Origin of the sequence: Micromonospora sp. LHW51205, from assembly GCF_003315815.1 — a bacterium.
GTDB lineage: Bacteria > Actinomycetota > Actinomycetes > Mycobacteriales > Micromonosporaceae > Micromonospora > Micromonospora chalcea.
The window spans coordinates 88,035-104,544 of the sequence record NZ_QMEZ01000008.1 but is presented as its reverse complement, the minus strand read 5'-3'; the positions used below and the strand labels follow the sequence as shown (position 1 = coordinate 104,544).

The 16,510-nt window shown below is 75.9% G+C and carries 10 protein-coding genes (2 of these 10 only partly in view); 9 read left to right on the top strand and 1 reads right to left on the bottom strand.

The annotated features are described in order from the left end of the window. Positions 1-10: 10 nt before the first annotated feature. Positions 11-1,648, bottom strand: a complete 1,638-nt coding sequence (gene abc-f, locus DQE82_RS25090; RefSeq protein WP_104115002.1) for a ribosomal protection-like ABC-F family protein — start codon at positions 1,646-1,648, stop codon at positions 11-13. A 283-nt stretch (positions 1,649-1,931) separates the two neighbouring features. Between abc-f and DQE82_RS25085 the strand changes: the two genes are divergently transcribed. Then, on the top strand, positions 1,932-2,696 hold the full coding sequence (locus DQE82_RS25085; RefSeq protein ID WP_233514779.1) for a thioesterase II family protein: 765 nt from the start codon (positions 1,932-1,934) through the stop codon (positions 2,694-2,696). A 212-nt stretch (positions 2,697-2,908) separates the two neighbouring features. After that, entirely contained in the window at positions 2,909-3,871 is a 963-nt protein-coding gene (locus DQE82_RS25080; protein ID WP_223201121.1) for a class I SAM-dependent methyltransferase, read from the top strand. Continuing rightward, entirely contained in the window at positions 3,868-6,513 is a 2,646-nt protein-coding gene (locus DQE82_RS25075; protein WP_233514778.1) for an amino acid adenylation domain-containing protein, read from the top strand. Before DQE82_RS25080 ends, DQE82_RS25075 begins: the two co-directional genes overlap by 4 nt. Further along, positions 6,494-7,645, top strand: a complete 1,152-nt coding sequence (locus DQE82_RS25070; protein ID WP_113974331.1) for a potassium transporter TrkA — start codon at positions 6,494-6,496, stop codon at positions 7,643-7,645. The genes DQE82_RS25075 and DQE82_RS25070 overlap by 20 nt, the downstream gene beginning before the upstream one ends. Further along, positions 7,642-8,997: a DUF6002 family protein gene (locus DQE82_RS25065; RefSeq protein WP_113974329.1), complete on the top strand. Its 1,356-nt coding sequence runs from the start codon at positions 7,642-7,644 to the stop codon at positions 8,995-8,997. Before DQE82_RS25070 ends, DQE82_RS25065 begins: the two co-directional genes overlap by 4 nt. After that, positions 8,994-11,357: a non-ribosomal peptide synthetase gene (locus tag DQE82_RS25060; RefSeq protein ID WP_113974327.1), complete on the top strand. Its 2,364-nt coding sequence runs from the start codon at positions 8,994-8,996 to the stop codon at positions 11,355-11,357. Before DQE82_RS25065 ends, DQE82_RS25060 begins: the two co-directional genes overlap by 4 nt. Next, positions 11,354-13,006 (top strand): polyketide synthase, encoded by a 1,653-nt coding sequence (locus tag DQE82_RS25055; RefSeq protein ID WP_113974326.1) that lies wholly within the window; start codon positions 11,354-11,356, stop codon positions 13,004-13,006. The genes DQE82_RS25060 and DQE82_RS25055 overlap by 4 nt, the downstream gene beginning before the upstream one ends. Next, a protein-coding gene (locus DQE82_RS25050) for a non-ribosomal peptide synthetase (protein ID WP_113974324.1) crosses the window boundary here: on the top strand, positions 13,003-16,510 show its 5' portion. 2 nt of this gene lie beyond the right edge of the window; 3,508 of the gene's 3,510 nt are visible here — the first part of the coding sequence; the start codon lies at positions 13,003-13,005; its stop codon straddles the right edge of the window (only 1 of its three bases is visible, at position 16,510). Before DQE82_RS25055 ends, DQE82_RS25050 begins: the two co-directional genes overlap by 4 nt. Then, positions 16,509-16,510 carry a 2-nt sliver of a lantibiotic dehydratase gene (locus tag DQE82_RS25045; protein WP_113974322.1) on the top strand. 2,314 nt of this gene lie beyond the right edge of the window, so just 2 of its 2,316 coding nucleotides fall inside the window; its start codon straddles the right edge of the window (only 2 of its three bases are visible, at positions 16,509-16,510); its stop codon lies beyond the right edge, outside the window. Before DQE82_RS25050 ends, DQE82_RS25045 begins: the two co-directional genes overlap by 4 nt.

Sequence of the window (16,510 nt, the reverse complement as noted above, 5' to 3'; positions counted from 1 at the left end):
CCGCGCCCGGTCAGGCGGCGTCCGGGGGACCGGTCTGCGTCAGGCGCCCGTCGGCGAGCCGCAGCCAGCGCTCGACCCCGATCGCGGCCAGGAACCGCTCGTCGTGGCTGACCACGAGCAGCGCCCCCCGGTACGCGTTCAGCGCGCTCTCCAACTGCGCGACGCTGAGCAGGTCGAGGTTGTTCGTCGGCTCGTCGAGCAGCAGGAGATGCGGGGCCGGCTCGGCGCCCAGGACGCAGGCCAGCGTCGCCCGCAGCCGCTCGCCGCCGGAGAGCACCCCGGCCGGCAGGTGCGCCCGCGCGCCGCGGAACAGGAAGCGGGCCAGCAGGTTCATCCGCTGCGCATCCGGGGCCTGCGGCGCGAACGCGGCCAGGTTCTCCGCCACCGTACGGTCGGAGTCCAGCAGGTCGAGGCGCTGCGACAGGTACGCGATGCGGCCGTCGGCCCGGCTGATCCGGCCCTGCTCGGGTTCCAGGTCGCCGTTGATCAGGCGCAGCAGCGTGGACTTGCCCGCGCCGTTGCCGCCGAGCAGAGCGATCCGCTCCGGTCCCCGGATCGTCAGGTCGACGCCACCTGTGGCGAACAGCTGCCGGTCGCCGTACCGGATCTGCGCTCCTTCGGCGGTGAGCAGCGTGCGGCCGGCCGGCACCTCGGTGGCGGGCAGCTCCACCGAGATCCTCTGCTCGTTGCGCAGCGCCCGCTCGGCCTCGTCGAGCCGGGCCCGGGCGTCGTCCACCCGCCCGGAGTGCATCTCGTTCGCCTTGCCGGCGGCCACCTGCGCGTCCCGCTTCATGCCGCCGGCGACGATCCTCGGCAGCCCCGCGTTCTTGAGGTTGCGGGCGGCGTTGCCGGCCCGGCGGGCCGCCCGCTCGCGGGCCTCCTGCAACTCCCGCTTCTCCCGCTTGAGGTCCTGCTCGGCGTTGCGGATGTTCTTCTCCGCCACCTCCCGCGCGGCGCGCGCCGCCTCCTCGTACGCGGTGAAGTTCCCGCCGTGGAACCGCACCTCGCCGCGGTCCAGCTCGGCGATGCGGTCCATCCGGTCCAGCAGCGCCCGGTCGTGACTGACCAGCAGCAGGCAGCCGGTCCACTGCTCCAGCACGTCGTAGAGCCGGTGCCGGGCGTCGAGGTCGAGGTTGTTAGTGGGCTCGTCGAGCAGCAGCACGTCGGGCTGTTTGAGCAGTTGCGCCGCCAGGCCGAGCGAGACGACCTGCCCGCCGCTGAGGGTGTCCAGCCGCCGGTCGAGCGCGAGGTCGCCGAGGCCGAGCCGGTCCAGCTGGGCGCGGGTGCGCTCCTCGATGTCCCAGTCGTTGCCGATGGTGGTGAAGTGCCGCTCGTCGGCGTCGCCGGACTCGATGGCGTGCAGCGCCGCGATCAGCGGGGCGATCTCCAGCACCTGCGCCACGGTCAGGTCGCCGGACAGCGGCAGGCTCTGCGGGAGGTAGCCCGGCACACCGTGCACCGTGACCGACCCGGCGGCGGGCCGCAGCTCACCGGCGATCAGCTTGAGCAGCGTGCTCTTGCCGGCGCCGTTCGGCGCGACCAGGCCGGTCCGGCCCGCGCCGAGGGTGAAGGAGAGGTTCTGGAAGACCGGAGTGTCGTCCGGCCAGGAGAAGGTCAGGTTCGAGCAGACGACGAAGGAATCGGACATCAGGAAGACGACCTCGAAGATGAGGGCGGGCGGACCTCAGCCGCCCGGCGGGGGACACGGTCTCGGGGTACGACGACGCGACCACGGCGCCTGCCTGTGGTCGGTCACATGTCCGGTCTCACCCGGAGATGTCGTCGTCACCCGCCATGTCTGGTCTCCCTGCCTGCCTGATCGCCACTGGATCACTCCGGTCCACCGTAGCACCGGCCGGTGCCCGGCGCGGGCGTGCCGGACCGGCGTCCGCGCGGCGGTCCGCCGCGCCGTGCGCCCTATGCTCCTGGCCATGTCCCAGGTGACTGCGAGCCGCTGGTTCGGGCCGGCCGGATCCTCGACCGGCGACGCCCAGGTGTTCGTCTTCCCGTACGCCGGCGGCGTCGCCGCCTCCTTTGCGCAGTGGCGGGAACTGGCCGCGCCGGAGCTGTCGGTGCAGGTCGCGCTGATGCCGGGCCGGGGCGTCCGGCTGCACGAGCCACCGGTGGACGACCTCGCGGAACTGGTGGACGCGCTGGCGACGGCCGTCGCCGAGCGGGCGTCCGGGCCGTTCCTGCTGTTCGGCCACAGCCTGGGGGCGCTGGTGGCGTTCGAGGTGACCCGGGAGCTGCGCCGCCGGGGCGCGCCCGCACCGCTGGCGTTGCTGGTCGGCGGCGCGGAGGCGCCGGGGACCCGGCTGGTACGGCGGCGCGTCCACGACCTGGACGACGCCGGTCTCATCGACGCGCTGCGCGACTTCGGGGCCACGCCGGCTGCGCTGCTGGCCGACCGCGACCTGATGGAGCTGATCCTGCCCGGGGTGCGGGCCGACTTCGCGCTGTCCGAGCGGTACGCCTATCGCCAGGGGCCGCCGCTGGAGGTGCCGGTGCACGTGCTGCTCGGCGACGGGGACGAGCACGTGGACCCGGAACGGGCCGCGGGGTGGGCCCGGGAATGTGTCACCGAGCCGCGATGGCACGTGTTTCCCGGCGGGCATTTCTTCCTTACCGACCATCTGCCGGAAATCATCGACCTAATGCGACACATCGTCGTCAGTCACACCCCTGTGGCGGAATAAGCGACAAAGAGCAGGTAAGGACTCGTACCCGCGCCGGACCTTCCACAATGTCCGGTATTCGACCTGGTGAGTGGCCGAGAAGCGGTGTTAAAGTTCGCCATCCGTTCGCCGAAGGGACGTCGCTGACGAGGCGGCATACTGTCGCGTGCGCCGAGGTGTTCATGAGCCGGCCGTACCTTCCGTCCCTGGTCCTACGCGATTACCTGCACACCGTGGCGACCCTCCACCCGCAACTGCGCGAGCTGCTCGACTTCGGCCGTCCCGGCGCGGACGCGGCCCTCGCGGAACTGGCCGGCACGGTCAGCGAGTTCGACACCGACTCCACCGGCCGGGGCGATTCCTATCGCCGGGCTCAGCGGGACACGCTCGTCCGCTGGACCGGTATGCGGCGGCTGCTGGACCTCGCCACGCCGGACGCAGCCGCTCCGGTCACGCTGATCCTCGACGTACTCGGCGGCGACGGCACGGTGGCCCGCGCCGCGGGCAGCCAGTCGGCCTGCTTCGAGTCCAAACTCGCATTCATCACCGGCGACCTGTCCGGCCACATGGTCGACAAGGCGCTCGCCCACGGCCTGCCCGCCGTCCGCCAGGCCGCGCACTTCCTGTTCCTGCGCGACGCCGGCGTGGACGCGGTGCTGCTGGCGTACGGCACGCACCACATCCCGGCGGCCCGGCGGCCGCAGGCGGTCGCGGAGGCGGCCCGGGTGGTCCGACCCGGCGGCCGGATCGTGCTGCACGACTTCGACGAGTCCAGCCCGATGGCCGGGTTCTTCGGCGAAGTGGTGCACCCGCACGCCGCCGGCGGCCACGACTACCGGCACTTCAGCCGCGCCGAGCTGACCGGCCTGTTCACCGCGGCCGGGCTGCCGGTACGCGTCCTCGACCTGTACGACCCGCTGATCGTGCGCGCCGACAGCGCCGAGTCCGCGTCCGCGGGCATGCGCGACTACGTCGGCGACATGTACGGCGTGCGCGACTACTTCGCGACGCTCACCGACGACGAGGTGTGGCAGCTGCTGACCCGCCACTTCGACCACACCCGTTACCTGGCCGGGATCGGCCGCGACGACCTGCCGGCCCGTCCGCTGGTCTACCGGGCCGACGGGCAGTTCGTGGCCGAGGTGCCCCGGATGGCCATCGTCGCGGTCGCGACGAGGACGCAGGTAGCGCCGTGACCGGCCCGAGCCACCTGACCGGCCCGCGCTACCTGACCGACCTGGTGCACCGGCCCGCCGGCGCCGGCGGCGACCGGCCCGCGATCGTCGGCCCGGACGGCGAGCTGAGCTACACCGCGCTGTGGGAGCGGGCCGGCGCGACGGCCGAGCTGCTGCGCCGCGCCCGCGTGCGGCCGGGTGACCTGGTGGGTCTCTACCTGCACCGGTCCGCCGACTACGTGACGTCGCTGCTGGCGACGCTCGCGGTGGGCGCGGTGGCGGTGCCGGTCGACCCCGAGCTGCCCTCCGGCCGGGCCGAGCAGATGCTCGCGGCGGCCGCGCCCCGGCTCGTCCTGTACGCCGACCGTCCGCCCGCCGTCGCCGCGCCCGCGTCCACCGGCTGGCGGGACGTGCGTACCGCGCGGGCCGGGTCGACGGCCGACCTGACCGATCGCACCGGCTGGCTGCCGCCGGGTGAGCACGCCGCGCTGGTGCTGTTCACCTCCGGCTCCACCGGCCGGCCGAAGGGCGTGGTGCTGCACCACGCCGGGCTGGTCAACCGGCTGGCCTGGGGTCACGAGTGGTTCGGCTTCGGCGCCGACGACCGGGTGCTGCACAAGGCGTCGATCGGATTCGACGCGTCGGTGCACGAGATCCTCTCCCCGCTGATCGCGGGCGGCGCCGTGGTCGTCGCCGGGCCGGGCCTGCAGTTCGACAGCCTCGGGTTGGTCCGGCTGATCCAGCGGGAGGCGGTCACCACCGCGCACTTCGTACCGACCATGTTGCGGCACGTGCTCGACGAGCCGGAGTTCGCCGGCTGCCTCACGCTGCGGCGGGTGCTGTGCGGCGGCGAGGCGCTGGACATGCGGCTGGTCCGGCGGTTGCGCGAGGTGCTGCCGTGCGGGCTGTTCAACGGGTACGGCCCGAGCGAGACGTCGATCAACGTGTCCTACTGGGACTGCGCCGAGCCGTACGCGGGCAGCATCGCCCCGATCGGCCGGATCATCGACGGCGTCACCGCCCACGTGCTCGACGACGATCTGCGCCCGGTGCCCGAGGGCGGGACCGGCGAGCTGTGGATCGGCGGGGTCGCGGTCGGGCTGGGCTACCTGCGCGACGACGAGCGGACGGCGGAACGTTTCCGCGCCGACCCGGCGCGGCCGGGCGCGCGGCTCTACCGCACCGGCGACCTGGTGCGGATCGCGCCGCAGGGCTTCCTGGAGTTCCGCGGCCGGGCCGACGACCAGGTCAAGATCCGGGGGGTCCGGGTGGAGCCGGGCGAGGTGGCCGCCGTGCTGCGCGAGCATCCCGCCGTGCACGACGCGGTGGTGGTGACGGTCCCGGACACCGACGACGGCCCCCGCCTGGTCGGCTACGTCGTGCCGCAGCCCCGGCAGGCCCCGGCGGTCGGCGGGCTGCCGCGCTTCCCACTGCCGAACGGCATGGCGGTCACCGCGGCGTCGCCGGACGAGGCGGTCTTCCTCTACCGGCAGATCTTCGACCAGGCCGAGTACGCCCGCTTCGGCGTCCGCGTCGGCGACGGCGCCGTGGTCGTCGACGTCGGCGCCAACATCGGGCTGTTCTCGCTCTGGGCGTCCCGGCAGGCGCGCGACGTGCGACTGGTGGCGGTCGAACCGAACCCGGACACCCTGCCGTACCTGCGCGCCAACCTCGGCCTCTACGCCGGGTCGGCGTCGGTCGTCGAGGCCGCCGTGACCGACGCGGCGGGCACCGCCGAGCTGACCTCGTTCCCCGAGCTGAGCTACCTGTCCGGCCTCGGCGCCGACCGGGCCGGCGTCGCCTCCGACCTGGTCCGGTCGCACTACCGCAACGGTGGCGGCGACGCCGACGAGACCGAACAGGCGGCGCTACTCGCGGACGCCCGCCGCCGCCTCGCCCCGGTGGCGCACGTGGTGCCGACGGTGACGCTGTCGGACCTGCTGGACCGCTTCGGGCTGGACCGCGTCGACCTGCTGAAGATCAACACCGAGGGCGCCGAGCTGAGCGTGCTGCGCGGGCTGCGCCCCGAGCACTGGCCCCGCATCCGCCAGGTCTGCCTGGAGGTCGAGCGCAGCAGCGTGACCACCCCGCTGGTGCGCGAGCTGCTGTGCGCTGCCGGGTTCGAGGTCAACGACATCGGCGACTGGAACGTCGGCGCGGACGCCGACGTCAGCTACGTCTACGCCGTACGGCCGCAGGACCCGCCGCCCGCGGCGACGCCCCGGGACGAGCCCGCCGACCACCTGCTGACCACCGGGCTGCTCCAGGGCTACCTGGCCTCGGCGCTGCCGCCCGCGATGCGCCCGGACCAGATCGTCCTGGTCGACCGGCTGCCCCGCCTGCCCAACGGCAAGGTCGCGCGGCTGGAGCTGCCACCACCACCGCCCCGGCCTACCGGGCCTGCTGCGGAACCCGGCGACGGCGCCCTCACCGACCGGCTGCGCGAGGCGTGGCGGGCCACGCTCGGCGTCGACGCGGTGCACGACGACGACACGTTCGTCGCGCTCGGCGGGCACTCGCTGACCGCGCTGCGGATTGCGCTGCGGGTACGGGAGATGGCCGGGCTGGAGGTGTCCCCGGCGAGCTGCCTGCGCGCCGGGTCGTTCGCCGACTGGGTCGACCGGGTCACGGAGGCGGGACGCGATGTCAGCCCGGTCCGCTGACACGCGGCACGTCGTCGTGGTGGGCGCCGGCCGGCTGGCCCGCTCGCTGTGCCACGCCCTGGCCGCGACGCCCACCCCGGCGCCGCTGCGCGTGACGGTCCTGGCCCGCGACCCGGACGCGGCGCTCGCGCTCGCCCGCGCCGCGCGGGTGCGCGCCACAGTCGCCGGAACCCCCGTCGCCGTCACCGCCCGGCCGTTCACCGCCGAACCCGGCGCCGACCCGGGGGAGGGGTACGCCGCCGACGCCGCCTCGATGGCCCGGCTCCGGCCCGACGTGCTGGTCTGCGCCGCGTCCGCGCAGTCGCCGTACGAGCGGGCGGCGGCGCCGTCGGCCTGGACGGATCTGATCGCCGCGGCCGGTTTCGGCGTGACGCTGGCGTTGCAGGCCGAGCTGGTGTCCCGGCTGGCCGCCGCCCTGGCCGGCGGCGCGCCCGGCGCGACGCTCGTCAACGGCGCGTTCCCGGACGCGGTCAACCCGCTGCTCGCCGCGCGGGACCTGCCGGTGCGCTGCGGCATCGGCAACGTGGCGACGCTCGCCGCGTGCCTGGACGCCGCGCTCGGCCGTCCCGGCCAGCGCCGCCTGGCGGTGCTCGGCCACCACGCCCACCTCGCCGCGCCCGGCCCGGACGACGAGGACACCGCCGAGGTACGCGCCTGGCTGGACGGCCGGCCCGTCCCGGACGTCACCGGGCTGCTCGCCGGCTACCGCGCGCTGCCCCGGCCGGAGCTGAACGCGCTCGCCGGGCACGCCGGGGCCGCCCTGGTGGCGGCGCTCGCCACCGGCGACGAGGTGACGGCGAGCCTGCCCGGGCCACTGGGACTGCCGGGCGGCTATCCGGTCCGGCTCACCGGCGGCCGGACCGAGCTGCGGCTGCCGGCCGAGCTGCCGGTGGCGCAGGCGGTCGCCTGGAACACCGCCGCCGGGCGCCGCGACGGCGTCGAGGTCGGCGGCGGCCACGTCCGCTACCCGGAGCGCGCCCGGGTGGCACTGGCGGCGTACCGGCCGGACCTGGCCGGCGGCTGGCACGCGAGCGAGCTGCCCGAGATCGCCTGCCGGTTCACCGCCCTGCGTGACCATCTGCGAACGGTGCCGCCGGCGCCGGCCCGGAGTGTGTTGGAGGAAGCCCGATGACCGTGACCACCCCGGCCACCCGCAACATGATCACCGACTACTACGACGTCGTCGCGTCGGCGGTGCGCCGGTGCGGCGCGGCCCCCGGCGACGCGCCCGGGACTCCCGGCTTCGCGCCCGGCTTCGACCTGCCCGAGCTGACCCCCGAGGTACGCGAGTTCTACGCCGCCGCCACGGTCAGCTGGTCCCCGCTGGGCCACTACGGCGGGCACGACCTGACGATGCTCGACCTGACCGCCAACCCGGGCACCCGGACCACGAAGACGTTCGCCTCGATGGTGATCGTCGCCCGCGCGGTGGAGCACATCCGGCGTACCGGCGAGCGGCTGTGCATCGTCACCCCGACCTCCGGCAACAAGGGCGTCGCGCTGCGCGACTCGGTGGCCCGCGCGTACGCGGCCGGGCTGGTGACCCCGGAGCAGCTGTCCATCGTGGTGCTGGCGCCGGCGGCGACCCGGCACAAGTTCCGCCACGACGCGCTCGCCGACGATCCCGCGACCCGTGCGGTGAACCCGCTGCTGCGGTACACCGGCGCGGACCCGGAGGGCGTGAAGGCGCTCGGCCGCGCGTTCGTCGACGAGTACGCGGCCACCGCGTACGACAAGCGCGGCGTCACCCTCTGGTACACGCTCGACCTGCGTAACTACCTGGTCGCCGACGCCGCCCGGGCCGCCTTCGAAGCCGACGTGTCGCCCGCCGCCGGTTCCCGCTGGCACGCGCACGCCGTGTCCAGCGCGTTCGGCCTGCTCGGCTACAACCTGGGCCGCGACGTGCTGGAGGCGGCCGGCGACGCCGACCCGGCCGACCGGCCCGGTTTCCTGCTCGTGCAGCACCTCGGCACGCCGGACATGGTGCTCAGCCTGCGCCACGGCTCGTTCGAGCGGGACCACTGCCCGGCGTACACGCTCGACGAGAGCCGGGGCGTCTGGACGCAGGACGCCGACCTGCGCTTCCCGGCCGTCACCGACGACCCGGCCGAGGTGCTCGACCCGACGTTCTACACCCATCGCCCGGTGACCTCCCCGGCCATGAACGCGCTCATCGAACGGCACGGCGGCGACGGCATCGTGGTGTCGCGGCGCGAGTGCGTGCGGCGCTATCCGGTCGCCCGGCAGTGGCTCTCCGCCGCCGGTCTGACGCTGCCCGAGGACCCGGCCCGGCTGCGGGAGTGGTCGATCCTGATGGCGCTGACCGGCGTCTGCAACGCCGTCGACCGGGGCCTGGTGCCGGCCGGGTACGAGATCGTGGTGCACGGCACCGGCAGCTACTGCGACGACTTCCGGATCGCCGAGGCCGACGCCGAGGTGTCCACGCTCGCCGACGTGGTCGCCGCCGTCCTGGACCAGCGGTGAGCCCGTCTCCGCAGCCGCTCGGCCTGCCGCCGCGGCTCGCCGCCGGGGCGCGCGCCGCGGGCGTCGACCCGGCCGCCGTCATCCTCACCGCCACCGCCCTGGTGGTACGCCGGTACACCGGAGCCCCCGCGGTGACGCTGCGGCACGGCGACGACCCGGTGACGCTCGACCTGACCGCCGACGCGCCGATCCGGGAGTTGTGCCGGTCGCTGTGCCCGGCGCCGCCGGACCACCCGGTCGACGCCACCGTCGAGGTGAGCCCCGACCTGGCCGGCGTCACCGTCTCCGGGCTGCCCGCCGCGTACGCCGACGACCTCCGCGCCGACCTGGCCGACGTCCTGTCCACGCTGGACCCGGACGCCTCGTCGGCGGGGCTGCTGCCGTCGGCCCGCTACGAGCGGCGTCCGGCGCCGGACCTGTGGCGGCTGCACGGTGGCGACGGCACCGAGGCCGATCGGGTCCGCGGCGACACCATCCCGGCCGCGTTCGCCGCGGCGGTGCGGGCGTACCCGGACAGGCCGGCGGTGCTCGCCGACGACGCGACGGTGACCTACCGGGAACTCGGCGCGGCAGTCGCCGCGACCGCCGAAGCGCTGGCCGGGCCGGGTGACGTCACGGCGCCGGTGGCGGTGCTGTGCCGCCACGGCGTCGCCACGATCACCGGCATCCTGGCGGCGCTGGCGTCGGGGTCGCCGTACGTGCCGCTGGACCCGGCGTACCCGGCGGCCCGGCTGGCCGCGATGCTGCGCGACGCAGGCGTCCGGGCGATCGTCGCGGACCCCGGCCACGAAGAGCGCGCCGCCACGCTCGCGGCCGCCGCCGGGCTGGAGTTGCCGGTCGTGTCGTTGCGCCGGGGCGACGCCGGCGTGCCGGTGCCGGCCGGGCCCGCGCGCCCGGACGACCCGGCGTACGTGCTCTACACCTCCGGGTCCACCGGGAAGCCGAAGGGCGTGGTGCAGAGCCACCGCAACGTGCTGTTCGGCGTCCGCAACCACGTGCGCAACTTCGCCGTCCGGCCGGACGACCGCACGAGCGTGCTCACCTCGTTCGGCTACGACATGGCGGTCACCGACACGTTCGGCGCGCTGCTGTCCGGCGCCGCCGCCGTCCCGGTCGACGTCCGCACGCACGGCCTCGGCCACCTCACCGGTGCGCTCGCCGGCCGGGGCGTCACCGTCTACCACTCCACCCCGACCGTCTTCCGGTACGTGATGGCGAGCCTCGGCGAGCACGGGCGGCTGCCGTCGGTCCGCGCTGTCGTCCTCGGCGGCGAGGAGGTCACCCGGCACGACGTGACGCTGGCCCGGCGGTCGTTCGCGCCGGGCGTGGTGTTCGTCAACGGGTACGGCACCACCGAGATCAGCTTCGCCGCGCAGCACCACCTGCCGCCGGACGCCGACCCGGGGCGCGCAGTCGTGCCGATCGGGCACCCGCTGCCGGGCGTCGAGGTGGTGCTGACCGACCCGGCCGGACGCCCCGCCTGCCTCACCGGCGAGGTGGTCGTGCGGACCCCGCACGTCGCGCTCGGCTACCTGGGCCTGCCGGAGCTGACCGCGGCCCGGTTCACCGAGCACGACGGGGTGCGCGCGTACCGGACCGGTGACATCGCGCGGCGGCTGCCCGACGGCACGCTCGTCTACCTGGGCCGCGGCGACCGGATGGTGAAGATCCGCGGCTACCGGGTGGAGCTGGGCGAGATCGAGGCGTGCCTGGCGGCGCTGCCGGGGGTGGCCCACGCGGCGGTGGTGGCGCGACGCGGTGCGTCCGGCGCGGGCGAGCAGGAGATCGTCGCGTACGTGGTCGGCGCCGCCGGTACGGTCGTCGAGCCGGGAGCGCTGCGGGAACGGCTGGCCGGTGTGCTGCCGGACTTCATGGTGCCCCGGGCGGTGGTGGCGGTGCCGGAGCTGCCGATCGGCCCGACCGGCAAGCTCGACCAGGCCGCCCTGCCCGACCCGGACGCCGGCCACCCGGACGCCGGAGGGCCGCACGCGGGGCAGCCGGCCGCCGGCCGCCCGGATGCCGGGGGACCGCCGGCCGGGCCGGTCGAGCAGACCATCGCGGCGGGCTGGTGCACGGTGCTCGGACTGACCACTGTGGGCCGCCTGGTGAACTTCTTCGAGGCGGGCGGGCACTCGCTCCAGCTCGCCCTGGTGCAGGGGTACCTGGAGGAACACCTCGGCCGCCGGGTGCCGCTGGCCCGGCTGGTGGAGTTCCCGACGGTGGCGGCGCTGGCCGCGTACCTGGAGACGGCCGGGGACGCCGCGGGCGTACCGGAGGACGGCCGGCTGACCGCGGTCGGACGCCGGATGGCCCGCCGTGCCGCCGCGCGGGCCGCCGGCGGCGGGGAGGGACGGGCGTGAGCGAGGACGACCGGATCGCGGTGGTGGGCCTGGCCTGCCGGGTGCCCGGCGCGGACGACGCACCGGCGCTGTGGCGCAACCTGCTGTCCGGGGTGGACTCGGTGCGCCGGGTCCCGGCCGGGGAGGGCGCGCCGGGCGGACCGGACTGGGTGTCGGCGTTCGGCCGGCTCGACGACCTGGAGGGCTTCGACGCGGACCTGTTCGGCTATCCCGCCGCGGCGGCGGCGCTGCTCGACCCGCAGCACCGGCTGTTCCTGGAGGTCGCCTGGCACGCCCTGGAGGACGCCGCGATCGACCCGGACCGCGACCCGGCCCAGATCGGCGTGTTCGCCGGATGCGCGCCCAGCCGCTACCTGCACCACCACCTGCTCGGCAACCCCGCGCTGGCCCCGGCGGCCGGCACGCTCGCCGAGGACTGGGACGACGTGCTGACCGGCTCCGGCTGCGACTATCTGCCGACGCGCACCGCGTTCGCGCTGGGGCTGTCCGGCCCGGCCGTGGCGGTCCAGACCGCCTGCTCGACCTCGCTCGTCGCGGTGTGCCAGGCCGGGCAGAGCCTGCTGGACTACCGCTGCGACGTGGCGATAGCGGGCGGCGCGGCGGTGGTCTCGACGCGGCAGGCCGGTTACCGGCTGCGGCCGGGCGGGCTGCTGGCCACCGACGGGGTGTGCCGCCCGTACGACGCCGCCGCCACCGGGCAGGTGTTCGGCAACGGCGCCGGGGCGGTGGTGCTGAAGCGGCTCGCCGACGCCCGCGCCGACGGCGACCACGTGTACGCGGTGCTCGCCGGGTGGGCGGTGAACAACGACGGCGCCGCCCGGCCCGGCTTCACCGTGCCGGGTGTGTCCGGGCAGGCGGCGGTGCTGGCGGAGGCGTTGGCGTCGGTCGGCTGGGACGCGGCCGACGTGGGCTACCTGGAGGGGCACGGTACCGGCACGCCGGTCGGCGACGCGATCGAGGTGGACGCGCTGGCCCGGGTACGCCGGGGCGCCCGCGCTCCGCTGCTGCTCGGCTCGGTGAAGGGCAACCTCGGCAACCTGGACGCCGCGGCGGGCGTGATTTCCCTGATCAAGGCCGTGTACGCGGTCCGCACCGGGCAGGTGCCGGGTACCGCGCACTTCACCGGCGCGCACGACGACGTCGACCTGGCCGCCGCGGGCGCCGAGGTGGACGCGCAGACTCGGCCGTGGGCCTACGAGCGGCGCGCGGGCGTCAGCTCGTTCGGTCTCGGCGGCACCAATGCGCACGTGCTGGTCGAGCCGGCGCCCGCGACGGACGCGCCGGACGCCGGGGCACCCGGCCCGGTGGTGCTGGGACTGTCCGCGGGCAGCCCGGCGGCGCTGCGGGAACTGGCCCGGCGGCTGGCCCTCCGGCTGGCCGACGGCGACCTGGCGGTGGCCGACGTGGCGCACACGCTCGCGGTGGGACGGCGGCGGCTGGCGTACCGGGACGCGGTCGCCTGCGCCGACGCGGGGGAGGCGGTGCGCCGGCTGACCGCGCTCGCGGCGGGCGACCCGGCCTCCGACGACGACGCCGCAGTCCGCGCCTGGCGCGCCGGTGACGAGCCGGCCGTCCCGCCGGGCCGGCGGGTGCCGCTGCCCGGCTACCCGTTCCGGCGGACCCGGCACTGGATCGAGGCACGACGATGACCGTCCGCGACGATCAGCGCGACCAGCAGGTCGGTCCCGAGCTGCCCTACCCGCAGGTGTGCCTGCCCGACCTGGTCGCGGCGCACGCCCGGCGGCGTCCCGGCGCCCCGGCCGTGGTGCAGGGCGACCTGACGCTCAGCTACGCCGACCTGGTCGGCCGGGCCGCCGCGCTGGCCGCGTCGCTGCGCGCCCACGGCATCGGCGCGGACGACCTCGTCGGCGTCTGCGTGGACCGTCGCCCGGACCTGGTGGTCGCGCTGCTCGGCGTGCAGGCGGCCGGCGCCGGGTACGTCCCGCTCGACCCGGCGCTGCCGCCCGGACGGTTGCGCGAGCTGGCCGCCGAGGCCCGGCTGCGCGTCGTCGTTGGTACGCCCGCCGCCGAGGCGTTCACCGGACGCACCGTGCTGGACGTCCCCACCGGCACCGCGCCCTGGCAGCCGACCCCGGCGACGCTCGGCACCACCGCGTACGCGATGTTCACGTCCGGGTCGACCGGGCAGCCCAAGGGCGCGGTGATCGAGCACCGGGCGCTGACCGAGAAGGTCACCTCGATCGCGGAGTTCTCCGGGTTCGACACGGCGACCCGGTGCCTGGCGTTCGCCTCGATCGGGTTCGACGCGTCGGTGGTCGACATGCTCGCCCCGCTCGCCGCCGGGGGCACCGTCGTGCTCGCCGGTGACGCCGAGCGGGCCGACCCGACCCGGCTCTACCGGATCTGTGCCGAGCAGGCGGTCGACGTGGTGGTGCTGCCGCCGCCGATCCTGCCGCTGCTGGACCCGGTCCGGCTGCCCGGCGTGCGGCTGGTCGTCACCGGCGGCGAGGCCACCGGCCCGGAACAGGTCGGCCGCTGGACCGCCGGCGGGCGCCGCTTCGTCAGCGTGTACGGCCCGACCGAGGCGACGGTGCTGGTGACCTGGTTCGAGGGCAGCGGCGACTGGACCCGGCCCATCCCGATCGGCCGGCCCGCCGCCAACCACCGCATCCACCTGGTCGACGACGAGCTGCGCGAGGTCGGCCCGGGGGAGATCGGCGAGGTGCTCGCCGGTGGGCCCGGGCTCGGCCGCGGATACCTCTTCGACGCCGCCCGCACGGCGGAACGGTTCCTCCCGGACCCGTTCTCCGGCAAGCCCGGGGAGCGGCTCTACCGCACCGGTGACCTGGCCCGGTGGCTGCCGGGCGGGAGCCTGGAGTTCCTCGGCCGGGCCGACCGGCAGGTGAAGATCCGCGGGCAGCGGATCGAACTGGGCGAGGTCGAGGCGGTGCTGCGCCGCCACCCGGACGTCGACCTGGCCAGCGTCCAGGTCCGCGCCGGCGCCGGCGGTCAGGAACTCGTCGCGTACGTGGCGACCGGCCTGGACACCGCCGAGCTGCGTGACTACTGCGCCCGGCTGCTGCCGCCCGCCGCCGTACCGGCCCGGATGCACACCATGCCCGCGCTGCCGATCACCATCAACGGCAAGATCGACACCGAGCGGCTGGCCGCGCTCGACGTCGCCGGACCGGCCCCCGTGCCGTCCGGCGAGCCGCCCGCCACCGACACCGAACGCCTCGTCGCGCAGGCGTGGGCGGCGCTGCTGGACGTGCCCGCGGTCGGCCGCGACGACGACTTCTTCCACCAGGGCGGGCACTCCATCACCGCGATGCGGCTGGTCGCCGACCTGCGCGAGCGGCTGGGCCGCGACCTCGCCATCGAGGACGTGCTGGTCGGGCGGACGCCACGCGGCATCGCCGCCCGCGCCGACGCAGCCGCCGGAACCGGCCCGGCCCCGGTCGTCCGGGGACGGCCACCGGCGCTGTCCCCGGCACAGCAGCGGCTGTGGTTCCTCGACCGCTACTTCCCGGCCGCCGCGTCGGCGTACAACGTCGCGTTCGCCGAACGGATCACCGGCCCGCTCGACGTGGCGGCGCTCGCCACGGCACTCACCGCCGTCGCGGACCGCCAGCAGATCCTGCGCTGGCGCATCCCGGAGCGCGACGGCGTGCCGTACGCGGTCGCCGACCCGTCCACACCGGTGCCGCTGCCGGTACGCGACCTCGCCCCGGGCACCGACCTCGCCGGCCACCTCGCGGCGAGCGCCGCCACACCGTTCGCGCTGGGCACCGACACGCTGTGGCGGGCCGAGCTGATCCGCACCGGCGACGGCGAGCACGTGCTGGCCGTCTACGCCCACCACGCCGTGTTCGACGGCTGGTCGCAGTCGCTGTTCTACGCCGACCTGGCCGCCGCGTACCGGGCCGTGCTCGGGGACGGGCCGCCGCTGCCGCCGCTGCCCGCCACGTACGGCGACTACGTGGCCTGGCGCGCCGACCGTGCCCGGCGTCGCGCCGCCGCCGACCTCGACTGGTGGCTGGACCACCTGACCGGGGCGCCGGTCGTGCTGCGGCTCCCCGGTGGACGGGACCGGCCGGCCGAACAGACGTACACCAGCGCTACGGTGCGTACCCGGCTGGACCGGGCCGCCACTGCCGCGCTCAACGACCTCGCCGCCGGGCTCGGCGCGACCCCGGCGGCCGCCGTGCTCGCCGCGTTCGCGCTGGTGCTGGCCCGGCGTACCGGCCTGCCCGACCTGGTGGTCGGCACCCCCACGGTGGACCGGCGGGCCGCCGACTTCGAGCCGATGGTCGGCTTCTTCATCGAGATCGCACCGCTGCGGCTGCGCCGGACGCCCGGGGCCGGCTTCGCCGCGCACGTCCGCGCCGCCTGGGAGGAACTGCTCGCCGCGCTCGCCCACCCGGAGGCGCCTGTCGAACGCATCGTCGGCGGCCTCGGGCTGGGCGGCCTGCTCGACCGCAGCCCGCTGGTGCAGGTGCTGTTCAACATGTACACGTTCGACGAGCCCCGGCTGGACCTGGCCGGCCTGTCCGCCGAGCCGGTGCCGGTGCCCGCACCCGGCTCACCGTTCGACCTCACGCTCTACGGCATCACCCGGCACGGGCGGCTGCGCGTGGAGATCGTCTTCAACCCGGACGTCTACGGCGAGGCCCTGATCACCGACGTGCTCGCCGACGTCGAGCGGTTGCTGCGGGCCGGCGCCGCCGACCCGGAGCGGCCGGTGGCCGAGCTGCCCGCCTGGACCGCCGTCCCGGCCGGAACGGCCGACGACGTGCCCCGGGCCGCCCGGGTGAACCGGGCCGGAGGCCGCGCCGGGGTGCCCGCCGCCCGCCCGGCCACCGCCACCGAGCGGCGGATCGCCTCGGTCTGGTGCGACGTGCTCGGCGTACCGGAGGTGGCCGCGACGGACAGCTTCTTCGACGTCGGCGGCGGCTCGCTCGCGGTCGCGGTCGTGCAACGGCAGCTCAACCGGCTGCTCGGCACGAACCTGCGGGTCGTGGACCTGTTCCACCACCCGACCGTCCGCGCGCTCGCCGCGCACCTGGACAGCCTCGGTGCGCCCTCGTCCGGCGAGGACGCCGAGGACGAGGCGGTGGCACGGGCCGCGCGCCGGGGCGCGCTGCGCCGCCAGCGGGTCCAGCGCCGCCCGGTGGTGGAGGAGGAGCCACGGT

Excerpts from the sequence above, each read along its gene's own strand:
- abc-f (WP_104115002.1), bottom strand. The coding sequence starts at position 1,648 with ATGTCCGATTCCTTCGTCGTCTGCTCGAACCTGACCTTCTCCTGGCCG.
- DQE82_RS25070 (WP_113974331.1), top strand. The coding sequence starts at position 6,494 with ATGTCAGCCCGGTCCGCTGACACGCGGCACGTCGTCGTGGTGGGCGCC.
- DQE82_RS25085 (WP_233514779.1), top strand. The coding sequence starts at position 1,932 with ATGTCCCAGGTGACTGCGAGCCGCTGGTTCGGGCCGGCCGGATCCTCG.
- DQE82_RS25065 (WP_113974329.1), top strand. The coding sequence starts at position 7,642 with ATGACCGTGACCACCCCGGCCACCCGCAACATGATCACCGACTACTAC.